Below are 16,391 nucleotides of genomic sequence, written 5' to 3'. Positions count from 1 at the left end.
GCGTACGTCGCTTCATTTCACGACGGTCAGCCGGCCTCGATCACCGCGCAGGCGATCCGGTCACCGGCGTCACCGGTCTTGGTGGTGTCCTCGTCCGGGCCCTCGGGGGCGTAGCGCTCCGGGACGTTGGCGTAGTTGTCCCGGTCCGCGTGGATCATCACCGCGCTGCCGTCCGCGTCCCGGAGATCCTCGAGCGTGAAGGGGGCGGTGAACTCCAGGTCGGCGGTGCCGTCCTCGTTCACGAGGAGCGCCGGCAGGTCGCCGAGGTGCTCGCCGTGGGCGCTGTCGTCCGGGTTGAGGTGGCCGCCCGCGGAGAGGAAGTCGCCGGTCTTCGACGGGTCGTCCGGGGCAGCGCTGTCGGCCTCGCACTTGCCGGTCGTGTGCACGTGGAAGCCGTGGTAGCCGGCCGACAGGCCGCTCACCCGGACGCTGATCTGGGTGGCCCCGTCGTCCTCCTCGATCTCTACGGTCCCGACGTTCTTCCCGTCGGGATCGGCGAACCTCGCGCCCACCTCGTTGCGATCGTCCGGGTCAGCATCTGCCCCCTCCCCGCAGGCGGAGAGGGTCAGCAGGCAACCGGCAGCGAGTGCAGCAGCCGTTGCACGACGGGACATGGGATACCTCCACGAGAACAGGATCCGGTCGCCTCCACCGTACGCCGCGGCGGAGGCGACCCGTGCGCCAGGGATCAGCAACCGTCGCGGAGCAGACCCGGCTGACGCCCGACGGAGACCTCGATGAACTCGATCTTCGCGTCGCGGGTGTTGCCGGAGAGCAGGAAGCCGATCCAGCGGCCGCCGTTCTCGACCACCCAGGTCGTCTGGCCGTAGTCGTTGGTCCGCTGGGCGCCGGTCCCGTAGATGTCCTTGAGGACCATCAGGGAGTCGCCGATCGTGACGCCTCGAGCGGTCTCCAGGACGGGCTTGCTCATCCCGAAGGAGACGATCTCGCCCTGCTGGTCGTAGGTGACGTCGACGCCGTCGCCGACCTGGTCGGCCCACTTCCAGTGCTTGCCCTCGCAGGCGTCCTCGCGCGCGGTGTCGCGGATCATCCATCCCTGCTGCACGAGAGAGCGTACGTTGCCCGCAGCGCTGATCCGCCCGAAGGCCCCGGGAGCCAGCGGGCCGCCCCAGTCGAGCTTCGGCGTCGGCTCGGCCGGCGACGGAGCGGCCGAGACCGGGACCTCCGACGGGGCAGGCGTGGGGGTCGCGGGCGGTTCCGAGGGCGGCACCGAGGAGGAGGGGGCCGCGGAGGGCGAGCCGGCCGACGGGGCCGGGTCGCTCCCGCACCCGGCGAGGCCGAGCAGACCGACAACGGCGGTCGCCGCGAGCGCGGCACGGAGCTGGATGCGGGATGTGGACATGGGTGGACTCCTCGTCGGTCGTACGCCCCGAGCGGGCGTCCTGCCGATCTAGACGGTCCACGGCCCGTCCCGGTTGCAGCCGGGACGGACCGATTCCCGGCGCCTAGGCCGAGGCCATGTCCGGAACGGTCCGAGCGGCCTGCCCGGTACGCAGGAAGAGCAGCGCGACGGCGGAGATGGCGACGACGACGGCAGCGCCGACGTACAGGTTGACCGGCGTCCACGAGGCGTCGAGCAGGCGCCCGGCGAGCATCGGGGACAGGATCGCTCCGATGCGGCCGATGCCGATCGCCCAGCCCATACCGGTGCTGCGGATCTCGGTGCCGTAGACGGCCGGGGTGATCGTGTAGAGGCCGGCGATGCAGCCGTTGATGAGCGCCCCGACGACCACGCCGATGATGAGCGCGACGGTGAGCAGCGCCGTGCTGGTGATGAAGACGACCATCGTCAGCGCCGAGAGCACCGTGAAGCCGATCAGGACCAGGCGGCTGTCCAGCCGGGAGGCGACGAGGCCGTAGAGGACCGAGCCGGCGGTGCCGCCCAGCGCCAGCATCATGCCGGCGGTGACCGCGTCCGCTTCAGCCATCCCCGACGTCACCAGCAGCTGCGGGGTCCAGCTGTTGACGAAGTAGAAGCCGAACATCGTGGCCAGGAACGCCACCCAGATGAGCAGGGTCGAGCGGCGCAGGTCAGCGCTCAGCAGTACGCCGGGGTTGCCGCTGCGGTGCCGGGTCGTCGGCCGCGGCGCGGCCTCCAGTGCGTCCGAGGTGATCGCGGGCTGCCCGAGCCGCCCGAGGATCCGGTTGATCCGCTCGACGGCCTGCCGCGGCCGGCGCTGGACCAGGAAGTCGACCGACTCGGGCAGCAGCACGACCAGGAGGATCAGCGCGACCCCGGTCGCGACGCCGCCCGCGACGAAGACGCTGCGCCAGCCGAGGTCGGCCAGCATGCCGCGCGCGGCCACGCCGCCCAGGGTGGCGCCGATGCCGTACCCCGCCGTGTAGAGGCCGATCGCCAGACCGCGCCAGCGCGCCGAGGCGTACTCGCTCGCGATCACGTTGGTGCTGGCCAGGATGCCGCCGACCCCGAGTCCGGTGACGACGCGGGCGAGGCCGAGGAGGACAGCGGACGGGGCCACCGCGGAGAGCAGCATGCCGAGGGTCGCCAGGCCGACGCTGATCAGGATCAGCGGCCGGCGTCCGATGACGTCGGCGACCGGGGCCAGCGCCAGCGAGCCGACCGCCATGCCGACGAGGCCGGCGCTCAGCAGCACGCCGAGCTCCGAGCCGCTCAGCGCGAACTCCTCGGTCAGCGAGGAAGCGGTGAAGGCCATCGCCATCACGTCGAATCCGTCCAGACAGTTCAGCAGGACGCAGAGGGCGACGACCATCCACTGGTAGGGAGTCATCGCGGCGGCGTCGATGCGCGCACGAAGGTTCATCTCGGGTCTCTTTCGGGGTGGGGGTTCACGGAAGATGCAGAGTCACGGCGGCTGGTTCGCCGGAGGCTGAGCCGGGATCGCCGGGTTCGCCGCGGGCGGCGCGAGCGACGCAGAGGCACAAGGAGGCGTACGTCTCCTTCTGCTGCTGGCTCAGGAAGACGTCTCGGTGGTCGATGCGGCCGCTGACGTCGAGGACCTTGACCTGGCAGATCCCGCACTCGCCCTTGCGGCAGTCCCACATCACGTCGACGCCGGCGTCCTCGAGCGCGTCGAGCATCGAGCTGTCCTTGCCGACGCGGACAGAGCGGTCGAGCTGGGGGAGGTGTACGACGAAGTCCTCCGCCGCCCAGGCGCCGCTGCTGCCGAAGGTCTCGAACCGCAGGTTGGGCTCGGGCAGCTCATGGGTGACCCAGGCGCGGCGGATCGCGTCCATCAGCCGGATCGGCCCGCACATGTACATCTCGGTCCGCGCCGCCGCCGGGGAGCCGGCGATCTCGCCGACCAGCGCCTCCACGTCGAGGCGTACGTCCTCGTCGTCGACGAACACCCGCACGCGATCGCCGTGCACCTCGACGAGCTCGTCGAGGTGGGCCATGACCGCACGCCGGCGGCCGGCCAGGACGAGCGTGTAGTCGGCGCCGCGGCGGCGCAGGGTGTCGGCCATCGCCACCAGCGCGGTGATGCCGATGCCGCCGGCGACCAGCACGTAGCGGTCGGCGCCGACCCCGAGCGGGAAGCTCTGGACCGGACCGGTCATCTCGACCACGTCCCCCACGCGGAGGCCGTGCATGTGGCGGGACCCGCCGCGTGAGCTCGCGGCCAGCTGCACCCCGAGAGTGAGCCGGCGGCCGCCGTCCTCGGAGCGTACGACCGAGTAGGACCGCTTGCGGACATGCCCGTGGAGGTCGAGCCGGAGATCGATGTGGGTGCCGGGCGCGGCGTGGACGGGGCGGTCGGGGCAGAGCACGATGCGGCGTACGCCTTCGGCGAGGTCATCGGTCTCGACCACACGGCCCTGCTGCCACCAGGTCTGGGTGTTCACTGCCATGGCGGCTACCTCACTTCGCAGCCGCGGCGGCGGGGAGACCCTCCGCCTGCAGCATGCGGTCCAGGATCCGGCGTACCCACATCCCACCGGCGTCGATGTTGAGGCTGTAGAACTCGTGCTCCGGGTTGGCGTCGATCGCGCGCTGCTGCGCGGCCAGCATCTCCTCGTCCTCGCCGAAGACGCCGTGGACGCCCTGGCGCAGCTGGGTCGTGATCGTCTGGCTCTCCAGGCGGTAGTTGCGCATGAAGGCCCAGAAGTAGTGTGACGTGCGCGCGGTCTCGGGGGTGATCGTGTTCATCACGAAGCCGTTGACGCCCTGGCTGCGGTCACCCTCGGGGGCGCCGGTGCCGGCCTTGGCGACGCCGACGTCGATGCGGATCGTCGAGGGGGCCTCGAAGTGGATGATCTGCCAGCGGTCGACCTTCCCGCTGAAGCCGGGGAACCGGTCGCGCATGTTCTTGAGCCAGAACGGGGGCGCGTCGATGTCGCGCATCCAGCGGGTCACGGTCACGCCGCGATCGGTGTGGCTCACCTCGAACTCGGCCTCGGAGAGCTCGTCCTGCCCGATGCTCGAGCTGTGCACGAACTCCTCGTGGGTGAGGTCCATCAGGTTGTCGAGCACCAGCTGGTAGTTGCAGGGCGCGTAGATCGTCTCGCCGTCGCCGGCCCACTCCGGGGAGTCCATCTGGAACATGTCGGGCACCGTGTCGGGGTCGGCCAGGTCGGGGTCGCCCACCCAGACCCAGACGTAGCGATAGCGCTCCACGACCGGGTAGGACGGGACGATCGCGCTCGGGTTGATCGTCTCCTGCGCGGGCATGCTCGTGCAGCGGCCGGCCGAGTTGTAGCGCAGCCCGTGGTAGGGGCACTGAATCTCGTCGCCGAGCACCTTGCCCTTCGACAGCGGCGCCAGCCGGTGCCAGCAGGCGTCGGCCAGGGCGACGGCACGACCGTCGCTGTTGCGCCACAGCGCCAGCGGGCGGCCGGCGATGGTGCGGGCGAGCGGCTGCTTCGCGGTCACCTCGTGGTCCCAGGCCGCGACGTACCAGGCGTTGCGGGGGAAGTTGAAGATCTTGCTGGCGGCGGTGACCGGCGGCGATTCCAGGATGGTCATGGGTGAACTCCCTATGGAGATAGGTGTTGTGCTCGTCACAAACTACCTATCTCTATAGTTAGTAGCAAGAGGCGGGTACGCTCGCCGCCACAGTCACTGCGTGAAGAGGGGGTCACGATGTCGCTGAGGTACGCGCTGCTCGCGCTGCTCACCTCACGCCCGATGACCGGCTACGACGTCTCCAAGCAGTTCAGCCAGTCGGTGGCGCACGTCTGGCACGCGCCCGACTCGCAGATCTACCCGGAGCTGAACCGGATGGAGCGCGACGGCCTGCTCGAGTCCGCGGTCGTGCCGTGGGGCAAGAAGGGCACCAAGAAGGAGTACGCCGTCACCGAGGCCGGGGTGAAGGCCTTCCGGGAGTGGATGGACGCGCCCATAGAGATCCGCCGGCAGCGGGAGCCCGCCTACCTCAAGGCGGCCTACCTGGAGTGGGCCGAGCCCGGCGCCGCGCGCGCCGAGCTGGAGCAGTTCCGCGACCACTGGACCGAGCATCTGGCGATGCTCGAGGCCACCCGCGCCACGCTCGTCGACCGCAGCCACCCCACGCTGGCCCGGCGGCTCGAGCACTACGACGCGAGCCAGTGGGACCGGATCGTGCGCTACAAGATCTTCGCCTACGACGGCCTGATCGACCAGGCGCGCGCCGCGGTCGCCTGGGCCGAGCGAGGCCTTGTGCTCGTCGACGAGCTGGAGGGCTCGACCGTCGACTGAGTCACCGGAGTCAGGCCGGCAGGCGTACGTGGAACCGGCAGCCGGTCGCGGCCGGAAGGTTCTCCACCCAGACCCTGCCGCGGTGCGCATCGACGAGACCCTTGACGATGGCGAGACCGAACCCGGCGCCCTGAGCGCCAGCGCCCTCGGGAGCGGTCGGGGTGCGCGCGGAGCTGCCCTGCCAGCCGAGGTCGAAGACCCGCTCCATGTCGCCCGGATCCAGGCCGCCACAGCCGTCGCTGACGCTGAGGTCCACGCTGCGTACGTCTCCAGGGGCCATCTGGCAGTGCACCACCACGGTGCCGTCGGCGGGAGTGTGGCGGATGGCGTTCATCAGCAGGTTGGAGACGACGCGGGACAGGCTGGCCGGATCGGCGGTGATCTCGAGACCGTCCTCGACCTGGCCACCGAGCCGGACCCGCCGCTCCCGGGCGACCGGATCGGCCCCGGCCAGCGCCTCGCTGACCAGGTCGCCGAGCAGGACCGGCTCCGGTGTCAGGGTGAGGGCGCCAGCCTGGATCCGGGAGAGCTCGAAGAGGTCGTCCACGAGCCGGGCCAGCCGCTCGACCTCGACGCGGATGCGCTGGTGGTAGCGGTGGGGGTCGGCGGCGATCCCGTCCTCGAGCGCCTCGGCCATCGCCCGGAGCCCCGAGAGCGGCGTACGCAGGTCGTGGGCCACCCAGGAGACCAACTCGCGCCGTGACTCCTCGAGCCTGGCCTCTCTCGCGCTCGCCTCCTCGAGCCGCCGCTGGGTCTCGGCGAGCTCGGCCGACAGCGACCGGAGCTCTCGCGGTCCGCTCTCCGCAGGCTGCTGATGACCTCCGAGCGCCATCTCCCGGGCCTGCTGCTGGACCGCCCCCGACCAGCGCACCATCGCGGAGCCGATGACGAACGCCACCAGGATCGCCACCACCACGGCGATCGAGGTGACCACGGTGATGACCTGCAGGTCGTGGCCGGAGAGGAACATGAGCCACGCGATCCCGAGTACGCCACCGAAGACCGTCAGCACGGCGACGCCGGCGACCAGAGTGAGCTGCCAGCGGATCGACCAGCGGCGCGTCAGCCACGCGACAAGGAGCCCGGCCAGCCCGACGGCGAGACCGGCGCCCGCGGCGACGAGGGCGATCTGGACGGCATCTGCCGTCTTCATGCGCTCACCTCCGCGGTCTCCCAGCGATAGCCGACGCCCCAGACCGTCACCAGCCGCTCCGGCCGGGTCGGGTCGGACTCGATCTTCTCGCGCAGCCGGCGTACGTGGACCGTGACCGTCGAGCGGTCGCCGATCGTCCATCCCCAGACGTGCTCGAGCAGGTCCTCCCGGGTGAAGGCCTTGCCGGGGTGGGCGATCAGGTAGCGGAGCAGGTCGAACTCCCGGGTGGTCAAGGACAGCTCCGCCCCGGCGTTGGTCGCCACCCGCCGGTCGGCGTCGACCACCAGGGAGCCGTCGGAGACCACGCCGCCCTCGCCGGAGTGGCCGGTGCGCTTGAGCACCGAGTCGACGCGCAGCACCAGCTCCCGCGGACTGAACGGCTTGCCGACGTAGTCGTCGGCGCCCAGCTCGAGCCCCATGATCCGGTCGGCCTCGCTGCCGAGTGCGGTGAGCATGATGATCGGTACCTCGCTCGCCTGTCGCAGCCGCCGGCACACCTCCAGACCGTCGATGCCGGGCAGCATCAGGTCGAGGATGACGATGTCGGCGGGTCGTTCGCTCATCGCGCGCAGCGCCTGCTCGCCGTCCCCGGCCTCGACGACGTCGTGCGAGCCCGCGCGCAGGTAGGACGCCAGCACCTCGCGAACGGTGAGGTCGTCGTCGACCACGAGCACACGTGCCATGGGTCCTACTCCTCCTCGACGTTCGCCCGGGCGGGCTGTCGTGAGCGTAGTTCGCCGAGCGCGACGGCGACACCGGCGCACACGCACAGAGCCGCGAAGACCAGCAGCCCCTGGGTGTAGTCGCGGTCCAGCAGCGTCGGGTTGTCCGGCTTCGCGCCGAACCGGCCGAGGACCGGGATCGCCACCAGAACGGCCGGTCCGAGCAGCACCAGCACCGTCACCGCGCCGCGGGCGACGGCCCGCGGGAGCAGCCGGCCACCGACCCACCCGAGCCCGAGCACCACCGGCGCCAGGATCCCGTCGTGGATCACGACCGCCGCCGCCAGCCAGAGGACGACCTCGACGATCTGGCCGAGGTCCTGTGTGCTCACCAGCAGCCAGGCTCCGTACGCCATCCCGACCGCCCCGAGCAGGATCAGCCCTCCGCGCATGCCTCTCATCAGAGCACCTCGATCCGGGAGACCCACTTGGTCTGCATGACCCCGGGACGGTCGGGCGCGATCAGCCGGACCGGGTAGCCGTGGTCCATCGAGAGCGTCTCGCCGTCGAGCATGAGGGCCATCAGGGTCCGGTCGTCATCGGCGAAGTTCGGCGGAAGCACCGTGTCCGCCGACGCGCTGAACGTCTGGATCGACCGGACCCGGACCTCTCGTCCAGGCGGGGCGCCGACGAGGTCGAGCAGGTCGCGGAGACGTACGCCGCCCCACTCGCCCGAGGCGCTCCAGCCTTCGACGCAGGCGATCGGGAGAGTGTGGGTGCGCTGCTCCATGGCGACCAGGTCATCGCGGGTCAAGGACCGGGTCGTGGTGCCGTGGACGACCTCGAGCCGGTAGGCGGCGCTGCTCGCCTCGGCCACCACGCCGGCCGAGTGCGCGGTGCGGTTGATCGGGATGCCGTGCTCACGGGAACGTGGCGAGAGGGCGGCGATCCGACTGAGGCCGGGGACGGTGCCCGCCGCATAGAGCACGGCGGCGGCGACCGCGGACGTGCCGGCCAGGGCGAGCACGCCGCGTCGGCTGACCGGCCCGGGCCGGACCGCGTTCGGCCGGTCGTGGGAGGTGTCGTCGACGTCACCCTTCAGGGCGTCGCGTACGACCGGCAGCTTCACCGCGATGTGCACCAGCAGCGCACCGACGGCGACGAACGCGAGCGCGTAGTGGGTGCTGCGGAAACTGAAGCCCCAGGGGTACCACTGCGCGACGTTGAGCAGACCGGTGGTGAGCTGGACCAGCGAGGTGCTGACCAGGACGGCGATCGAGCCTCGCTCCAGTGCCGTCGGCAGTGCCTCCCGGACCTGACGCGGCATCGGCTGGAAGAGCTTGGGGAAGACGACCCACAGCTTGATCAGCAGGAGCGGGATCGCGGCGGTGCCGGCGACGACGTGCAGGCCCTGGGTGAGCTGGTAGAGCCGCGACGGGCTGGCCGGAAGCGGCACCGGTTGATGGTCGACCTGGGCGTAGTGGCTGATCAGGCCGGTCACGAGCGCGACCAGGAAGCAGACTCCGAGCCAGAGTCCGACTCGCGCGGCGACAGCGGCGCTGCGCAGGCGTGAGCTGAACGAGTCCTCCGAAGGGATTCTCATGCGGCGTCCTCGACGAGTACGGCGGCCCAGCGGTCGCCGGCGGGGGTGAACGGGGCCGGGACGGACCGGCGGGGCTGTGTCCGGCGATGCGGCAACGGCTCGAGCCGCCTCACCGCGAGACCGACCTCGGCGGCGATCGATCCGATCGCGTCGGCGCCGACGACCGCCCACGGGAACTGCGAGGAGCCGCCGCAGCCGCAGACCAGCTCCGCGAGCAGCCGGCCGCTCGGCGTCCCGGGCGGGTGCACCTCGGCCACCACTCGGCCGCCCGGCACGAGCAGCCGGCGTACGCGGGCGAGGAGGGCGAGCGGGTCCCCGCCGATCCCGACGTTGCCGTCGGCGAGAAGAGCGGTCGTCCACCAGCCCTCACCGGGCAACGGCTCGAAGAGGTCGCGACAGACCGCGCGGCCACCGCGGGCCTCGGTCTGGGCAACGGCCTCCGGGACGATGTCGACGCCGAGGGACGGCAGCCCGCGGGCGGCCAGCGCGGCGGTCATCCTCCCGGGGCCGCAGCCGAGATCGACCGTCGGTCCGGCGCAGTAGGAGAGCAGGGCGAGGTCCGCGGCGTCGGCGGTGCGGGTCCAGTCCTCGACCGGAAGTCGCGAGGCCATGCCATCGACGGTCACCACCCGGCACCGCTCGCTGGCGAAGGCGTGCGCGAACGCAGACTCGGCCGCCACCGCGGTCATCGGGCGACCCGCGCGATCTCGGCCGCGATCTTCGCGAACCGGGTGTGCGGGGCGGCTGCGGCGACCGGATCGACGTCGGCGAGGTGGTCGACGTCGCGCAGCCGCTCACCGGCGGCGACCCGGAGGCCGAGTCCTTCGAGCGCGGAGCGGGTGGCTGCGTACGTCTGAGGGGTGGACATGGGTACGTCGCGCAGCGCGGTGGCGGCCGACGGGTCGCGGAGCGCCAGGGCCCACCAGCCGCCGTCCTCGGCGGGAGCGAGCACGGCATCGGCCGCGTCCAGGCCGCCGGCCACGGCCAGCAGTTCGGCCGGGGTCACCTGCGGGGTGTCCATGCCGATCTGCACCACGGGACCGGAGACCTCGGCGTGGGCGTTCGCGAGCCGCTCCCCGAGTCCGCTCCCGCGTTGCGGGGCGATGGTCCACCCGGTGAGGGCGGCCCGGATCTCGTCGGCTCGGAGCGCGTCGGCGAGGTCGCCGGAGAGGGCGAGCCGGCGTCGGTCCGGCCCCACGGCCAGCGTGCACGCCTCGATCGTGTCGAGCAGAGCGGCCGCCGCGACGGCCGTGGCGGTCGCCTCCCCGACGCCGGCCGCGAGCCGGGTCTTCACCAGGCCGGGCACGGGCGCCTTGGCGACTAGAAGGAGCGTCGTCATGAGAGCACCCGCCAGAAGTCGTACGCCGCCCGCAGACTTCCCCGCACGGAGCCGGAGACCTTCGAGCGCCCGGCGGTCCGCGGGTGGTAGTCGACGTCGATCTCGTGGACCCGCCAGCCGGCGCGGGCCGCGCGATCGAGGAGCTCGACCGGGTAGCCCGAGCGCCGGTCCTCCACTCCGAGGCCGAGCAGCGCCTCCCGGCGGGCCGCCCGCAGCGGGGCGATGTCGCGCACCTGCAGACCGGTGCGACGCCGCAGCGCGGCCAGGACCAGCCGGTTGCCGACCCTGGCGTGCCACGGCTGTGCCCCCGGGGTCACCGGCCTGCGGCGGCCCAGCGCGAGGTCGGCCTCGTCACGCCTGATCGTCTCGACCAGGGGCAGCGCGGCAGCGGGATCGAAGGAGCCGTCGCCGTCCATCACCACGACATAGGGAGCGGTCGCGGCCATCAGCCCGGCGTGGACCGCCGCCCCATATCCCGGCCGCGACTCCGAGACCACCCGCGCCCCCTGCGCGCGGGCGACCTCGGCGGTGCCGTCTGTCGAGCCGTTGTCGACGACGATCACGGAGAGTCCCGCCGGCACGCGCGGCAGCAGCTCGCGCAGGGCGGCAGCTTCGTCGCGGCAGGGCAGCACAAGGTCTGTATCGGGGCTGGATTCGGCCATGCGAACGACTCTAGGAACGCGCCGCCGCCGATGGGGCCCGCAGATCTTACGGTCCGATGACGGGGCCCGTGCGTCGGCGACCATCGAGCTGTCGCGGACCTACGCTCGCAGTCGTGAACTCCTCAGCTCACCGCGCCGCCCTGATGGGGCTCGTCGTCACGGTCGCCCTCGTCGTGACGGCCGTCGTCGTGCCGCCCCTGCTCGACTGGCAGGTGTGGCCACGGGTGCACCTCGACGACGGCACGTTCCCTCCGCTCCACGGATACCCGCAGGTCAAGGCGGGAATCGGCACGCTCCCGGCGATCCTGCTCGCGCTCGCGTCGCTGCGCTGGGCGGACCCGATGGCACGGCGGCTGCCCTGGCGGCGCCTGCTCCTGGTCGCGTACGCCGCGGGCCTGGTGTGGCTGCTGGCGCTGGGGCTTGTGGACGGCCCCGACGGCATCTCGCGGGTGCTGGGTAACCCGACGGAGTACCTCGAGACGGCCAGGGCGGTCGACGACGTACCGGGGCTGCTGCGCGAGTACGTCTCCCGGATCCCCTACGACGCCCCGGAGGGGAACTGGCCGGTGCACATCGCCGGCCACCCGCCCGGGATGGTGCTCTTCTTCGCGCTCCTGGTGAAGGTCGGTCTCGGTGGAGATCTCGCCGCAGGCATGGTCGTCATCGCGCTCGCCGCGACCTTGCCGCCGGCGGTCATGACGACGGTCCGGGTCCTCGGCGCCGAGGACGCGGCACGGGCGGCGGCGCCTTACCTGGTGCTGTCTCCGAGCGCGGTGTTCCTGGCGGTATCGGCCGATGCGGTGATGGCGGTCGTGGTCGCCTGGGGGATGTGCTGCCTGGCGCTCGCCTGCCGGGCCGGGGCCGGTCGGGGTTGGCCGTGGGCGGTCGTCGCCGGCCTGCTCCTCGGCTACGTCGTGATGATGTCGTACGGCCTCCCGCTCACCGGCGTGCTCGCACTGGCGGTGCTCTGGCTCGGGAGAGGTTGGTGGGTGCTGCCGATCGCGGCGGCATCGGCGCTCGCGGTGGTGCTCACCTTCGCCGCTGGCGGTTTCGCCTGGTGGGAGGCGTATCCGGTGCTGGTCGAGCGCTACTGGGACGGGCTGGCCAGCCAGCGTCCGGGCGCGTACTGGACCTGGGGCAACCTGGCCGCGCTAGCGATCAGCGCCGGGCCGCTCGTCGGCGCCGGGCTCGGCGCCACCTGGGCCGCCCGCCGCGAACAGGCCGACCGGGTGATCGTCGTCCTGGTCGCGGCCGCGGTGATCATGGTCGCCCTCGCCGACGCCTCCCAGATGAGCCGGGCGGAGGTGGAACGGATCTGGCTGCCGTTCATGCCCTGGCTCACCCTCGGCTGCGCCCTCCTTCCCGAGCGCTGGCGACGACCCGGCCTGGCCCTGCAGCTCCTCACCGCGCTGCTCGTCCAGCACCTGCTCTACACGAGCTGGTGACTAGGTCCGCAGGGGCGCGGTGGCGAAGGCAGGCAGACCTACCTCCGGCAGCACCTCGGCACGGAAGCCGAGCTCCTTCTCCGCCAGCTCGGGAGAGGCGACGACATGGCGTACGTCCCCGATCCGGTAGCGCCCGGTGACCACCGGCGCCACGTCCATTCGGGTTCCGCGCGCGACCAGCGAGGCCACCTCGCTGATCGTGACCGGGTGCCCGGAGGCGACGTTGTAGGCCGCCAGCTCGCCGCGTGACCGCTCGGCGGTCGCCTCCAGTGCCGCCAGGTTGGCGCGGGCGACGTCGTCGACGTGGACGAAGTCGCGCTGCTGGCCGCCGTCCTCGAACACCTGCGGCGCCTCGCCCCGCTCCAGGGACGACCGGAAGATGGCGGCGACCCCGGAGTAGGGCGTGTCCGCGGGCATGTGCGGCCCGTAGACGTTGTGGTAGCGCAGCGCGATCGCCGTCGCGTCGGCCTGACGTGCCCAGGCGGAGGCGTAGTGCTCCTGGGCGACCTTGCTGGCTGCGTACGAGCTGCGCGGGTCTAGCCTGGCGGACTCGGCCACCGCGGCCCATGTCAGTGCGCCGCCGCAGAGGTCGCAGTGGTTCTCGAAGTCGCCGGAGTCGAGCGCGGCCCGCGAGCGCGGCGGCGGGACCCGGTCGCCGTGGGTCTCGCAGACGTAGCGGCCCTCGCCGTAGACGACCATCGAGGAGGCGAGCACCAGCCGGGAGACTCCGTGCGCGCTCATCGCGGCCAGGAGCGCGGCGGTGCCGAGGTCGTTGTGTGCGGCGTAGAGCGGGAGATCGGCCACGGTCACGCCGGCACCGACGACAGCCGCCTGGTGGCACACCGCGTCGATGCCGTCCAGCAGATCGCCCCAGCCCCCGGCGTCGCGTACGTCGAGGAGGTTCGTCCCGGTCGGCGCCTCGGCCGCCTCGCCGTGGGCCATCGGCAGCAGCACGTCGACGCGTACGACCTCGTGGCCGGCATCCTCCACCACCCGGCCGATCGCGGTGCCGATGAAGCCGGCGGACCCGGTCAGCAAGACCCTCATGGGATCTCGTAGGCGAGGTGCTTGCCCTCGGCCCAGGTCGAGCAGGAGCAGCCGGCCGGGTCGGGCAGGCCCTCGATCGTGTCGGCCAAGATGGTGCGCATCCGCTCCAGGTTGGCGGCGAAGAGCGCGTAGACGTCGTCCTCGTCGACGCCCTCGCCCTCGGCCGCACCCGCGTCCATGTCGGTGACCAGGCACAACGGCGCGTAACACATCCGCAGCTCGCGGGCGAGCGCCGCCTCCGGGGCGCCGGTCATCCCGACCAGCGTCCAGCCCTGGGCGGCATGGTGGAGCGACTCCGCGCGGGTCGAGAACCGCGGACCCTCGATCACGATGAGCGTGCCACCGACCTTCACGGACGGATCGGAGGCCGCGTACGCCTTGGCGATCCGCGCGCAGTAGGGATCGGCGAGCGGCACGTGCGTGGCGCCGCTCTCCACATAGCTCGGGATCCGGCGCCAGGTGCGGTCGACGAGCTGGTCGGGCGTGACCAGGTCACCAGTCGCGACGGCATCGGCGCGGAGACCGCCGACGGCGCTCGGGGAGAGCACCTGGGTCACGCCCAGCGACCTCAGCGCCCAGAGGTTGGCCCGGTAGGGGATGGCGTGCGGCGGGTACTCGTGCGAGCGGCCGTGGCGGGGCACGAAGGCCACCGACCGGCCCGCGACGGTGCCCACCGTGACCGGCGCGGACGGATCGCCGTAGGGGGTCTCGACCGCCACCTCCTCGGCATCGGTCAAGAACTCGTAGAGCCCGGTCCCGCCGATGACCCCGACCTCGGCGCGGGGTGCCTGTCCCATGTCCTGCCCAGTCATGCCTTCACTGTGCCAGCGCTGACCCCTCGGCGACAGGGTTCGGCACATCCGTCATCGTTCGGTAATACCTGCCGGGAGGCGGATCGATGTCGGTGGTCGCGGGCACAATGCGACGGCGTGGGGAGACGTACGTCGCTGGGAGTGCTGGTCGTCCTGCTGGCGGTCGCCGGCTGGGCGGTCTCGTTGTGGCTTCCCGAGGACGCGCCGGCGACACGGCGGACCCCGCCGGTGGCGACCGCGGAGCCTTCAGCGGGGCCGGTCGACGTGTCCGCGGCTCGCGGTGATCTCGCGGAGCTGGCGACGGTCGCGAGGCGACCCGACGGGCTGGTTGCCTACGCGCGCTCGTCGTTCGGCGGGGATTGGGTGGACCGCGACGGCAACGGGTGCAACCAGCGCGACGACGTGCTTCTGCGCGACGCCGTCGAGGTGCGGACCCGGCCGCAGGGGCGCTGCGACCACGACGTGCTCGCCGGGACGTGGGTCGACCCCTACACCGGCAGGCGCCTGGTCTTCACCGACCTGAAGCAGCCCCGACAGGCCCAGGCGATCCAGATCGACCACGTCGTGCCGCTCTCGGAGGCCTGGCGCTCCGGCGCGAGCGGCTGGTCCCCGGAGCGGCGCCGAGCCTTCGCCAACGACCTCGGCAACCTGCTCGCCGTCGACGGCCCGACCAACATGAGCAAGAGGGACGACGACCCGGCGGGCTGGCGTCCGCGGAAGGGGTTCCAGTGTGCGTACGCAGCCCGCTGGATCGAGACCAAGACCCGCTGGTCGCTCGCCGCCGACGGCAGCGAGCGGCGGGCGCTCGGGGAGATGCTCGCCTACTGCTGAGCAGCCTGAGGGTCAGACCGCCCGGCGATAGATTGCCATCGCGCGGTCGTAGGCCTCCCACGCCCGCCAGGACTCCAGCGCCCGTTCGCCCTGGGGCTTGAGGCCGTCGACCTTGTGATAGGACTCGCCGCTCTCGTACTGCGACTCCCGGCCCGTCACCAGCGAGAGCAGCATCGGCAGCACGCTCTCGTCGGTGACCGTGATCGTGCCGACCTGGAACGTCTGCCGTACCCATTCGACCCGCCGGTCCGAGCCCAGGACGAGCACGACGGGCAGCTGCGAGACCCGGGCGATCGTGTGGAGGATCGGCCCGAGGCCGTCCGGGACCCAGCGCTCACCGGGCGGCGGGGTGGGCGCTTTGGGGATGCTCATGGTCGAGTACGCCGGGACCTGGCCGGTCAGCGGGCCGGCGATCTTCTCGACGGTCGTCGCGGTCGCGTCCGGAGCGACGCCCGGAGCCACACTCGCGGCGATATCCGGGGTGATCTCGTCGGCCGGCTTCTCCGCTGCCCTCCGGCGCGGCCTGATCGCGGGGATCTTCGAGGTGAAGTTGAAGCTGCCGGTGCGGGTGGAGTCGATGTGCCGGCCGGCGGCCGGCTCGGGTGCCCGGCCGAGGGTCGAGGTCGGCGCGGGGGCCGTGGCGGTGGTGACCAGCTCGGCCGCGTGCTTGCCGTGCGTCCGGATCGAGCCGTCGGCCGCGAACTCGAAGAGCGCGACCCGGACCCTGTCGGCCCACTCGACCGCGTCCACGGTGTAACCCGCGCGGCTGAACAGCGCGACCGTCCGAGCGTCGTAGGCGTAGCCCGCGCCGCGTACGGCACAGACGCTGCGCGCCTCGGTCGGTGAGCGGGTGAGCACCACCTGCGCGACGACGACGTTGTCCGGTCGGCCGCCGATGATGTCGATGTCGGCGGCCGCGGTGCTGCCTGATGGGGCAGCGTCCGGCCAGCCGAGGGTATGCAGATGCTCCGCGGCGTACTTCTCGGCTTCTTCGCCCGTTCTGGGCTGCCTCGGGGGTGCCAACGTAGGGTCCTTCCTCGATCCTCCACTCGGGCCTCCCTGCCCGATCGAGATTGGGAGGGATGATAGGCCCGCTGCGTACGTCTTGTCCGACGGGGGCGCGAATCAGGTCGCGCTGTTCGCTCCTGGCGGATCCAGTC

General features: G+C 72.1%; 18 protein-coding genes. 3 read left to right on the top strand and 15 right to left on the bottom strand.

Going from position 1 to position 16,391, the window contains the following annotated elements:
* Window positions 1-26 precede the first annotated feature (26 nt).
* The 5 genes from OG801_RS13635 to OG801_RS13615 form a co-directional block, all read right to left on the bottom strand.
* On the bottom strand, window positions 27-614 hold the full coding sequence (locus OG801_RS13635; protein ID WP_406036107.1) for a superoxide dismutase family protein: 588 nt from the start codon (window positions 612-614) through the stop codon (window positions 27-29).
* Between the two features lie 74 nt (window positions 615-688).
* Window positions 689-1,363, bottom strand: coding sequence for a hypothetical protein (locus OG801_RS13630; protein ID WP_406036106.1), 675 nt, complete (start codon window positions 1,361-1,363; stop codon window positions 689-691).
* A 103-nt stretch (window positions 1,364-1,466) separates the two neighbouring features.
* Window positions 1,467-2,804, bottom strand: a complete 1,338-nt coding sequence (locus tag OG801_RS13625; protein ID WP_355017420.1) for an MFS transporter — start codon at window positions 2,802-2,804, stop codon at window positions 1,467-1,469.
* Window positions 2,805-2,829: 25 nt separating this feature from the next.
* Window positions 2,830-3,852 (bottom strand): PDR/VanB family oxidoreductase, encoded by a 1,023-nt coding sequence (locus OG801_RS13620; protein WP_406036105.1) that lies wholly within the window; start codon window positions 3,850-3,852, stop codon window positions 2,830-2,832.
* Between the two features lie 10 nt (window positions 3,853-3,862).
* Window positions 3,863-4,966 carry a Rieske 2Fe-2S domain-containing protein gene (locus tag OG801_RS13615; RefSeq protein ID WP_406036104.1) on the bottom strand — a complete coding sequence of 368 codons (1,104 nt, stop codon included), beginning with the start codon at window positions 4,964-4,966 and terminating at the stop codon, window positions 3,863-3,865.
* 117 nt (window positions 4,967-5,083) lie between these two features.
* Here OG801_RS13615 and OG801_RS13610 point away from each other — a divergent pair, with 117 nt between their 5' ends.
* Entirely contained in the window at window positions 5,084-5,677 is a 594-nt protein-coding gene (locus OG801_RS13610) for a PadR family transcriptional regulator (RefSeq protein ID WP_406036103.1), read from the top strand.
* A 10-nt stretch (window positions 5,678-5,687) separates the two neighbouring features.
* Here the strand turns inward: OG801_RS13610 and OG801_RS13605 are convergent, their stop codons facing one another.
* From OG801_RS13605 to OG801_RS13575, 7 genes are read right to left on the bottom strand one after another with little or no spacing between them, the layout of a single operon-like run.
* Window positions 5,688-6,830 (bottom strand): sensor histidine kinase, encoded by a 1,143-nt coding sequence (locus tag OG801_RS13605; protein ID WP_406036102.1) that lies wholly within the window; start codon window positions 6,828-6,830, stop codon window positions 5,688-5,690.
* Complete coding sequence (locus OG801_RS13600) at window positions 6,827-7,513, bottom strand: response regulator transcription factor (RefSeq protein ID WP_355017425.1); 687 nt, start codon at window positions 7,511-7,513, stop codon at window positions 6,827-6,829. The genes OG801_RS13605 and OG801_RS13600 overlap by 4 nt, the downstream gene beginning before the upstream one ends.
* Before the next feature lie 5 nt (window positions 7,514-7,518).
* The gene (locus OG801_RS13595; protein ID WP_406036101.1) at window positions 7,519-7,953 is read right to left on the bottom strand and encodes a hypothetical protein; all 435 of its coding nucleotides are present in this window, start codon (window positions 7,951-7,953) and stop codon (window positions 7,519-7,521) included.
* The gene (locus tag OG801_RS13590; protein WP_406036100.1) at window positions 7,953-9,095 is read right to left on the bottom strand and encodes a molybdopterin-dependent oxidoreductase; all 1,143 of its coding nucleotides are present in this window, start codon (window positions 9,093-9,095) and stop codon (window positions 7,953-7,955) included. Before OG801_RS13590 ends, OG801_RS13595 begins: the two co-directional genes overlap by 1 nt.
* On the bottom strand, window positions 9,092-9,784 hold the full coding sequence (locus OG801_RS13585) for a methyltransferase domain-containing protein (RefSeq protein ID WP_406036099.1): 693 nt from the start codon (window positions 9,782-9,784) through the stop codon (window positions 9,092-9,094). The genes OG801_RS13590 and OG801_RS13585 overlap by 4 nt, the downstream gene beginning before the upstream one ends.
* Entirely contained in the window at window positions 9,781-10,434 is a 654-nt protein-coding gene (locus tag OG801_RS13580) for a DUF2064 domain-containing protein (RefSeq protein ID WP_406036098.1), read from the bottom strand. The genes OG801_RS13585 and OG801_RS13580 overlap by 4 nt, the downstream gene beginning before the upstream one ends.
* Window positions 10,431-11,096, bottom strand: a complete 666-nt coding sequence (locus tag OG801_RS13575; RefSeq protein WP_406036097.1) for a glycosyltransferase family 2 protein — start codon at window positions 11,094-11,096, stop codon at window positions 10,431-10,433. The genes OG801_RS13580 and OG801_RS13575 overlap by 4 nt, the downstream gene beginning before the upstream one ends.
* Before the next feature lie 113 nt (window positions 11,097-11,209).
* Between OG801_RS13575 and OG801_RS13570 the strand changes: the two genes are divergently transcribed.
* Window positions 11,210-12,541, top strand: coding sequence for a hypothetical protein (locus OG801_RS13570; protein ID WP_406036096.1), 1,332 nt, complete (start codon window positions 11,210-11,212; stop codon window positions 12,539-12,541).
* Here the strand turns inward: OG801_RS13570 and OG801_RS13565 are convergent, their stop codons facing one another.
* Window positions 12,542-13,588 (bottom strand): NAD-dependent epimerase/dehydratase family protein, encoded by a 1,047-nt coding sequence (locus OG801_RS13565; RefSeq protein ID WP_406036095.1) that lies wholly within the window; start codon window positions 13,586-13,588, stop codon window positions 12,542-12,544.
* On the bottom strand, window positions 13,585-14,400 hold the full coding sequence (locus OG801_RS13560; protein WP_406036094.1) for an S-methyl-5'-thioadenosine phosphorylase: 816 nt from the start codon (window positions 14,398-14,400) through the stop codon (window positions 13,585-13,587). Before OG801_RS13560 ends, OG801_RS13565 begins: the two co-directional genes overlap by 4 nt.
* A 117-nt stretch (window positions 14,401-14,517) precedes the next feature.
* Between OG801_RS13560 and OG801_RS13555 the strand changes: the two genes are divergently transcribed.
* Window positions 14,518-15,231: an HNH endonuclease family protein gene (locus OG801_RS13555; RefSeq protein WP_406036093.1), complete on the top strand. Its 714-nt coding sequence runs from the start codon at window positions 14,518-14,520 to the stop codon at window positions 15,229-15,231.
* 12 nt (window positions 15,232-15,243) lie between these two features.
* On the opposite strand, the gene OG801_RS13550 is transcribed toward OG801_RS13555, so the two are convergent.
* Window positions 15,244-16,254, bottom strand: a complete 1,011-nt coding sequence (locus OG801_RS13550) for a hypothetical protein (protein ID WP_406036092.1) — start codon at window positions 16,252-16,254, stop codon at window positions 15,244-15,246.
* Window positions 16,255-16,391: the final 137 nt, after the last annotated feature.

It is taken from the genome of Nocardioides sp. NBC_00163 (genome assembly GCF_045206295.1).
Classification (GTDB): domain Bacteria; phylum Actinomycetota; class Actinomycetes; order Propionibacteriales; family Nocardioidaceae; genus Nocardioides.
Note: the sequence above shows the minus strand (reverse complement) of the source record. Positions and strands in the feature narration are given on the sequence as shown.

Excerpts from the sequence above, each read along its gene's own strand:
- OG801_RS13625 (WP_355017420.1), bottom strand. The coding sequence starts at position 2,804 with ATGAACCTTCGTGCGCGCATCGACGCCGCCGCGATGACTCCCTACCAG.
- OG801_RS13600 (WP_355017425.1), bottom strand. The coding sequence starts at position 7,513 with ATGGCACGTGTGCTCGTGGTCGACGACGACCTCACCGTTCGCGAGGTG.
- OG801_RS13635 (WP_406036107.1), bottom strand. The coding sequence starts at position 614 with ATGTCCCGTCGTGCAACGGCTGCTGCACTCGCTGCCGGTTGCCTGCTG.
- OG801_RS13610 (WP_406036103.1), top strand. The coding sequence starts at position 5,084 with ATGTCGCTGAGGTACGCGCTGCTCGCGCTGCTCACCTCACGCCCGATG.
- OG801_RS13595 (WP_406036101.1), bottom strand. The coding sequence starts at position 7,953 with ATGAGAGGCATGCGCGGAGGGCTGATCCTGCTCGGGGCGGTCGGGATG.
- OG801_RS13605 (WP_406036102.1), bottom strand. The coding sequence starts at position 6,830 with ATGAAGACGGCAGATGCCGTCCAGATCGCCCTCGTCGCCGCGGGCGCC.
- OG801_RS13580 (WP_406036098.1), bottom strand. The coding sequence starts at position 10,434 with ATGACGACGCTCCTTCTAGTCGCCAAGGCGCCCGTGCCCGGCCTGGTG.
- OG801_RS13560 (WP_406036094.1), bottom strand. The coding sequence starts at position 14,400 with ATGACTGGGCAGGACATGGGACAGGCACCCCGCGCCGAGGTCGGGGTC.
- OG801_RS13590 (WP_406036100.1), bottom strand. The coding sequence starts at position 9,095 with ATGAGAATCCCTTCGGAGGACTCGTTCAGCTCACGCCTGCGCAGCGCC.
- OG801_RS13575 (WP_406036097.1), bottom strand. The coding sequence starts at position 11,096 with ATGGCCGAATCCAGCCCCGATACAGACCTTGTGCTGCCCTGCCGCGAC.
- OG801_RS13630 (WP_406036106.1), bottom strand. The coding sequence starts at position 1,363 with ATGTCCACATCCCGCATCCAGCTCCGTGCCGCGCTCGCGGCGACCGCC.
- OG801_RS13620 (WP_406036105.1), bottom strand. The coding sequence starts at position 3,852 with ATGGCAGTGAACACCCAGACCTGGTGGCAGCAGGGCCGTGTGGTCGAG.
- OG801_RS13585 (WP_406036099.1), bottom strand. The coding sequence starts at position 9,784 with ATGACCGCGGTGGCGGCCGAGTCTGCGTTCGCGCACGCCTTCGCCAGC.
- OG801_RS13565 (WP_406036095.1), bottom strand. The coding sequence starts at position 13,588 with ATGAGGGTCTTGCTGACCGGGTCCGCCGGCTTCATCGGCACCGCGATC.
- OG801_RS13615 (WP_406036104.1), bottom strand. The coding sequence starts at position 4,966 with ATGACCATCCTGGAATCGCCGCCGGTCACCGCCGCCAGCAAGATCTTC.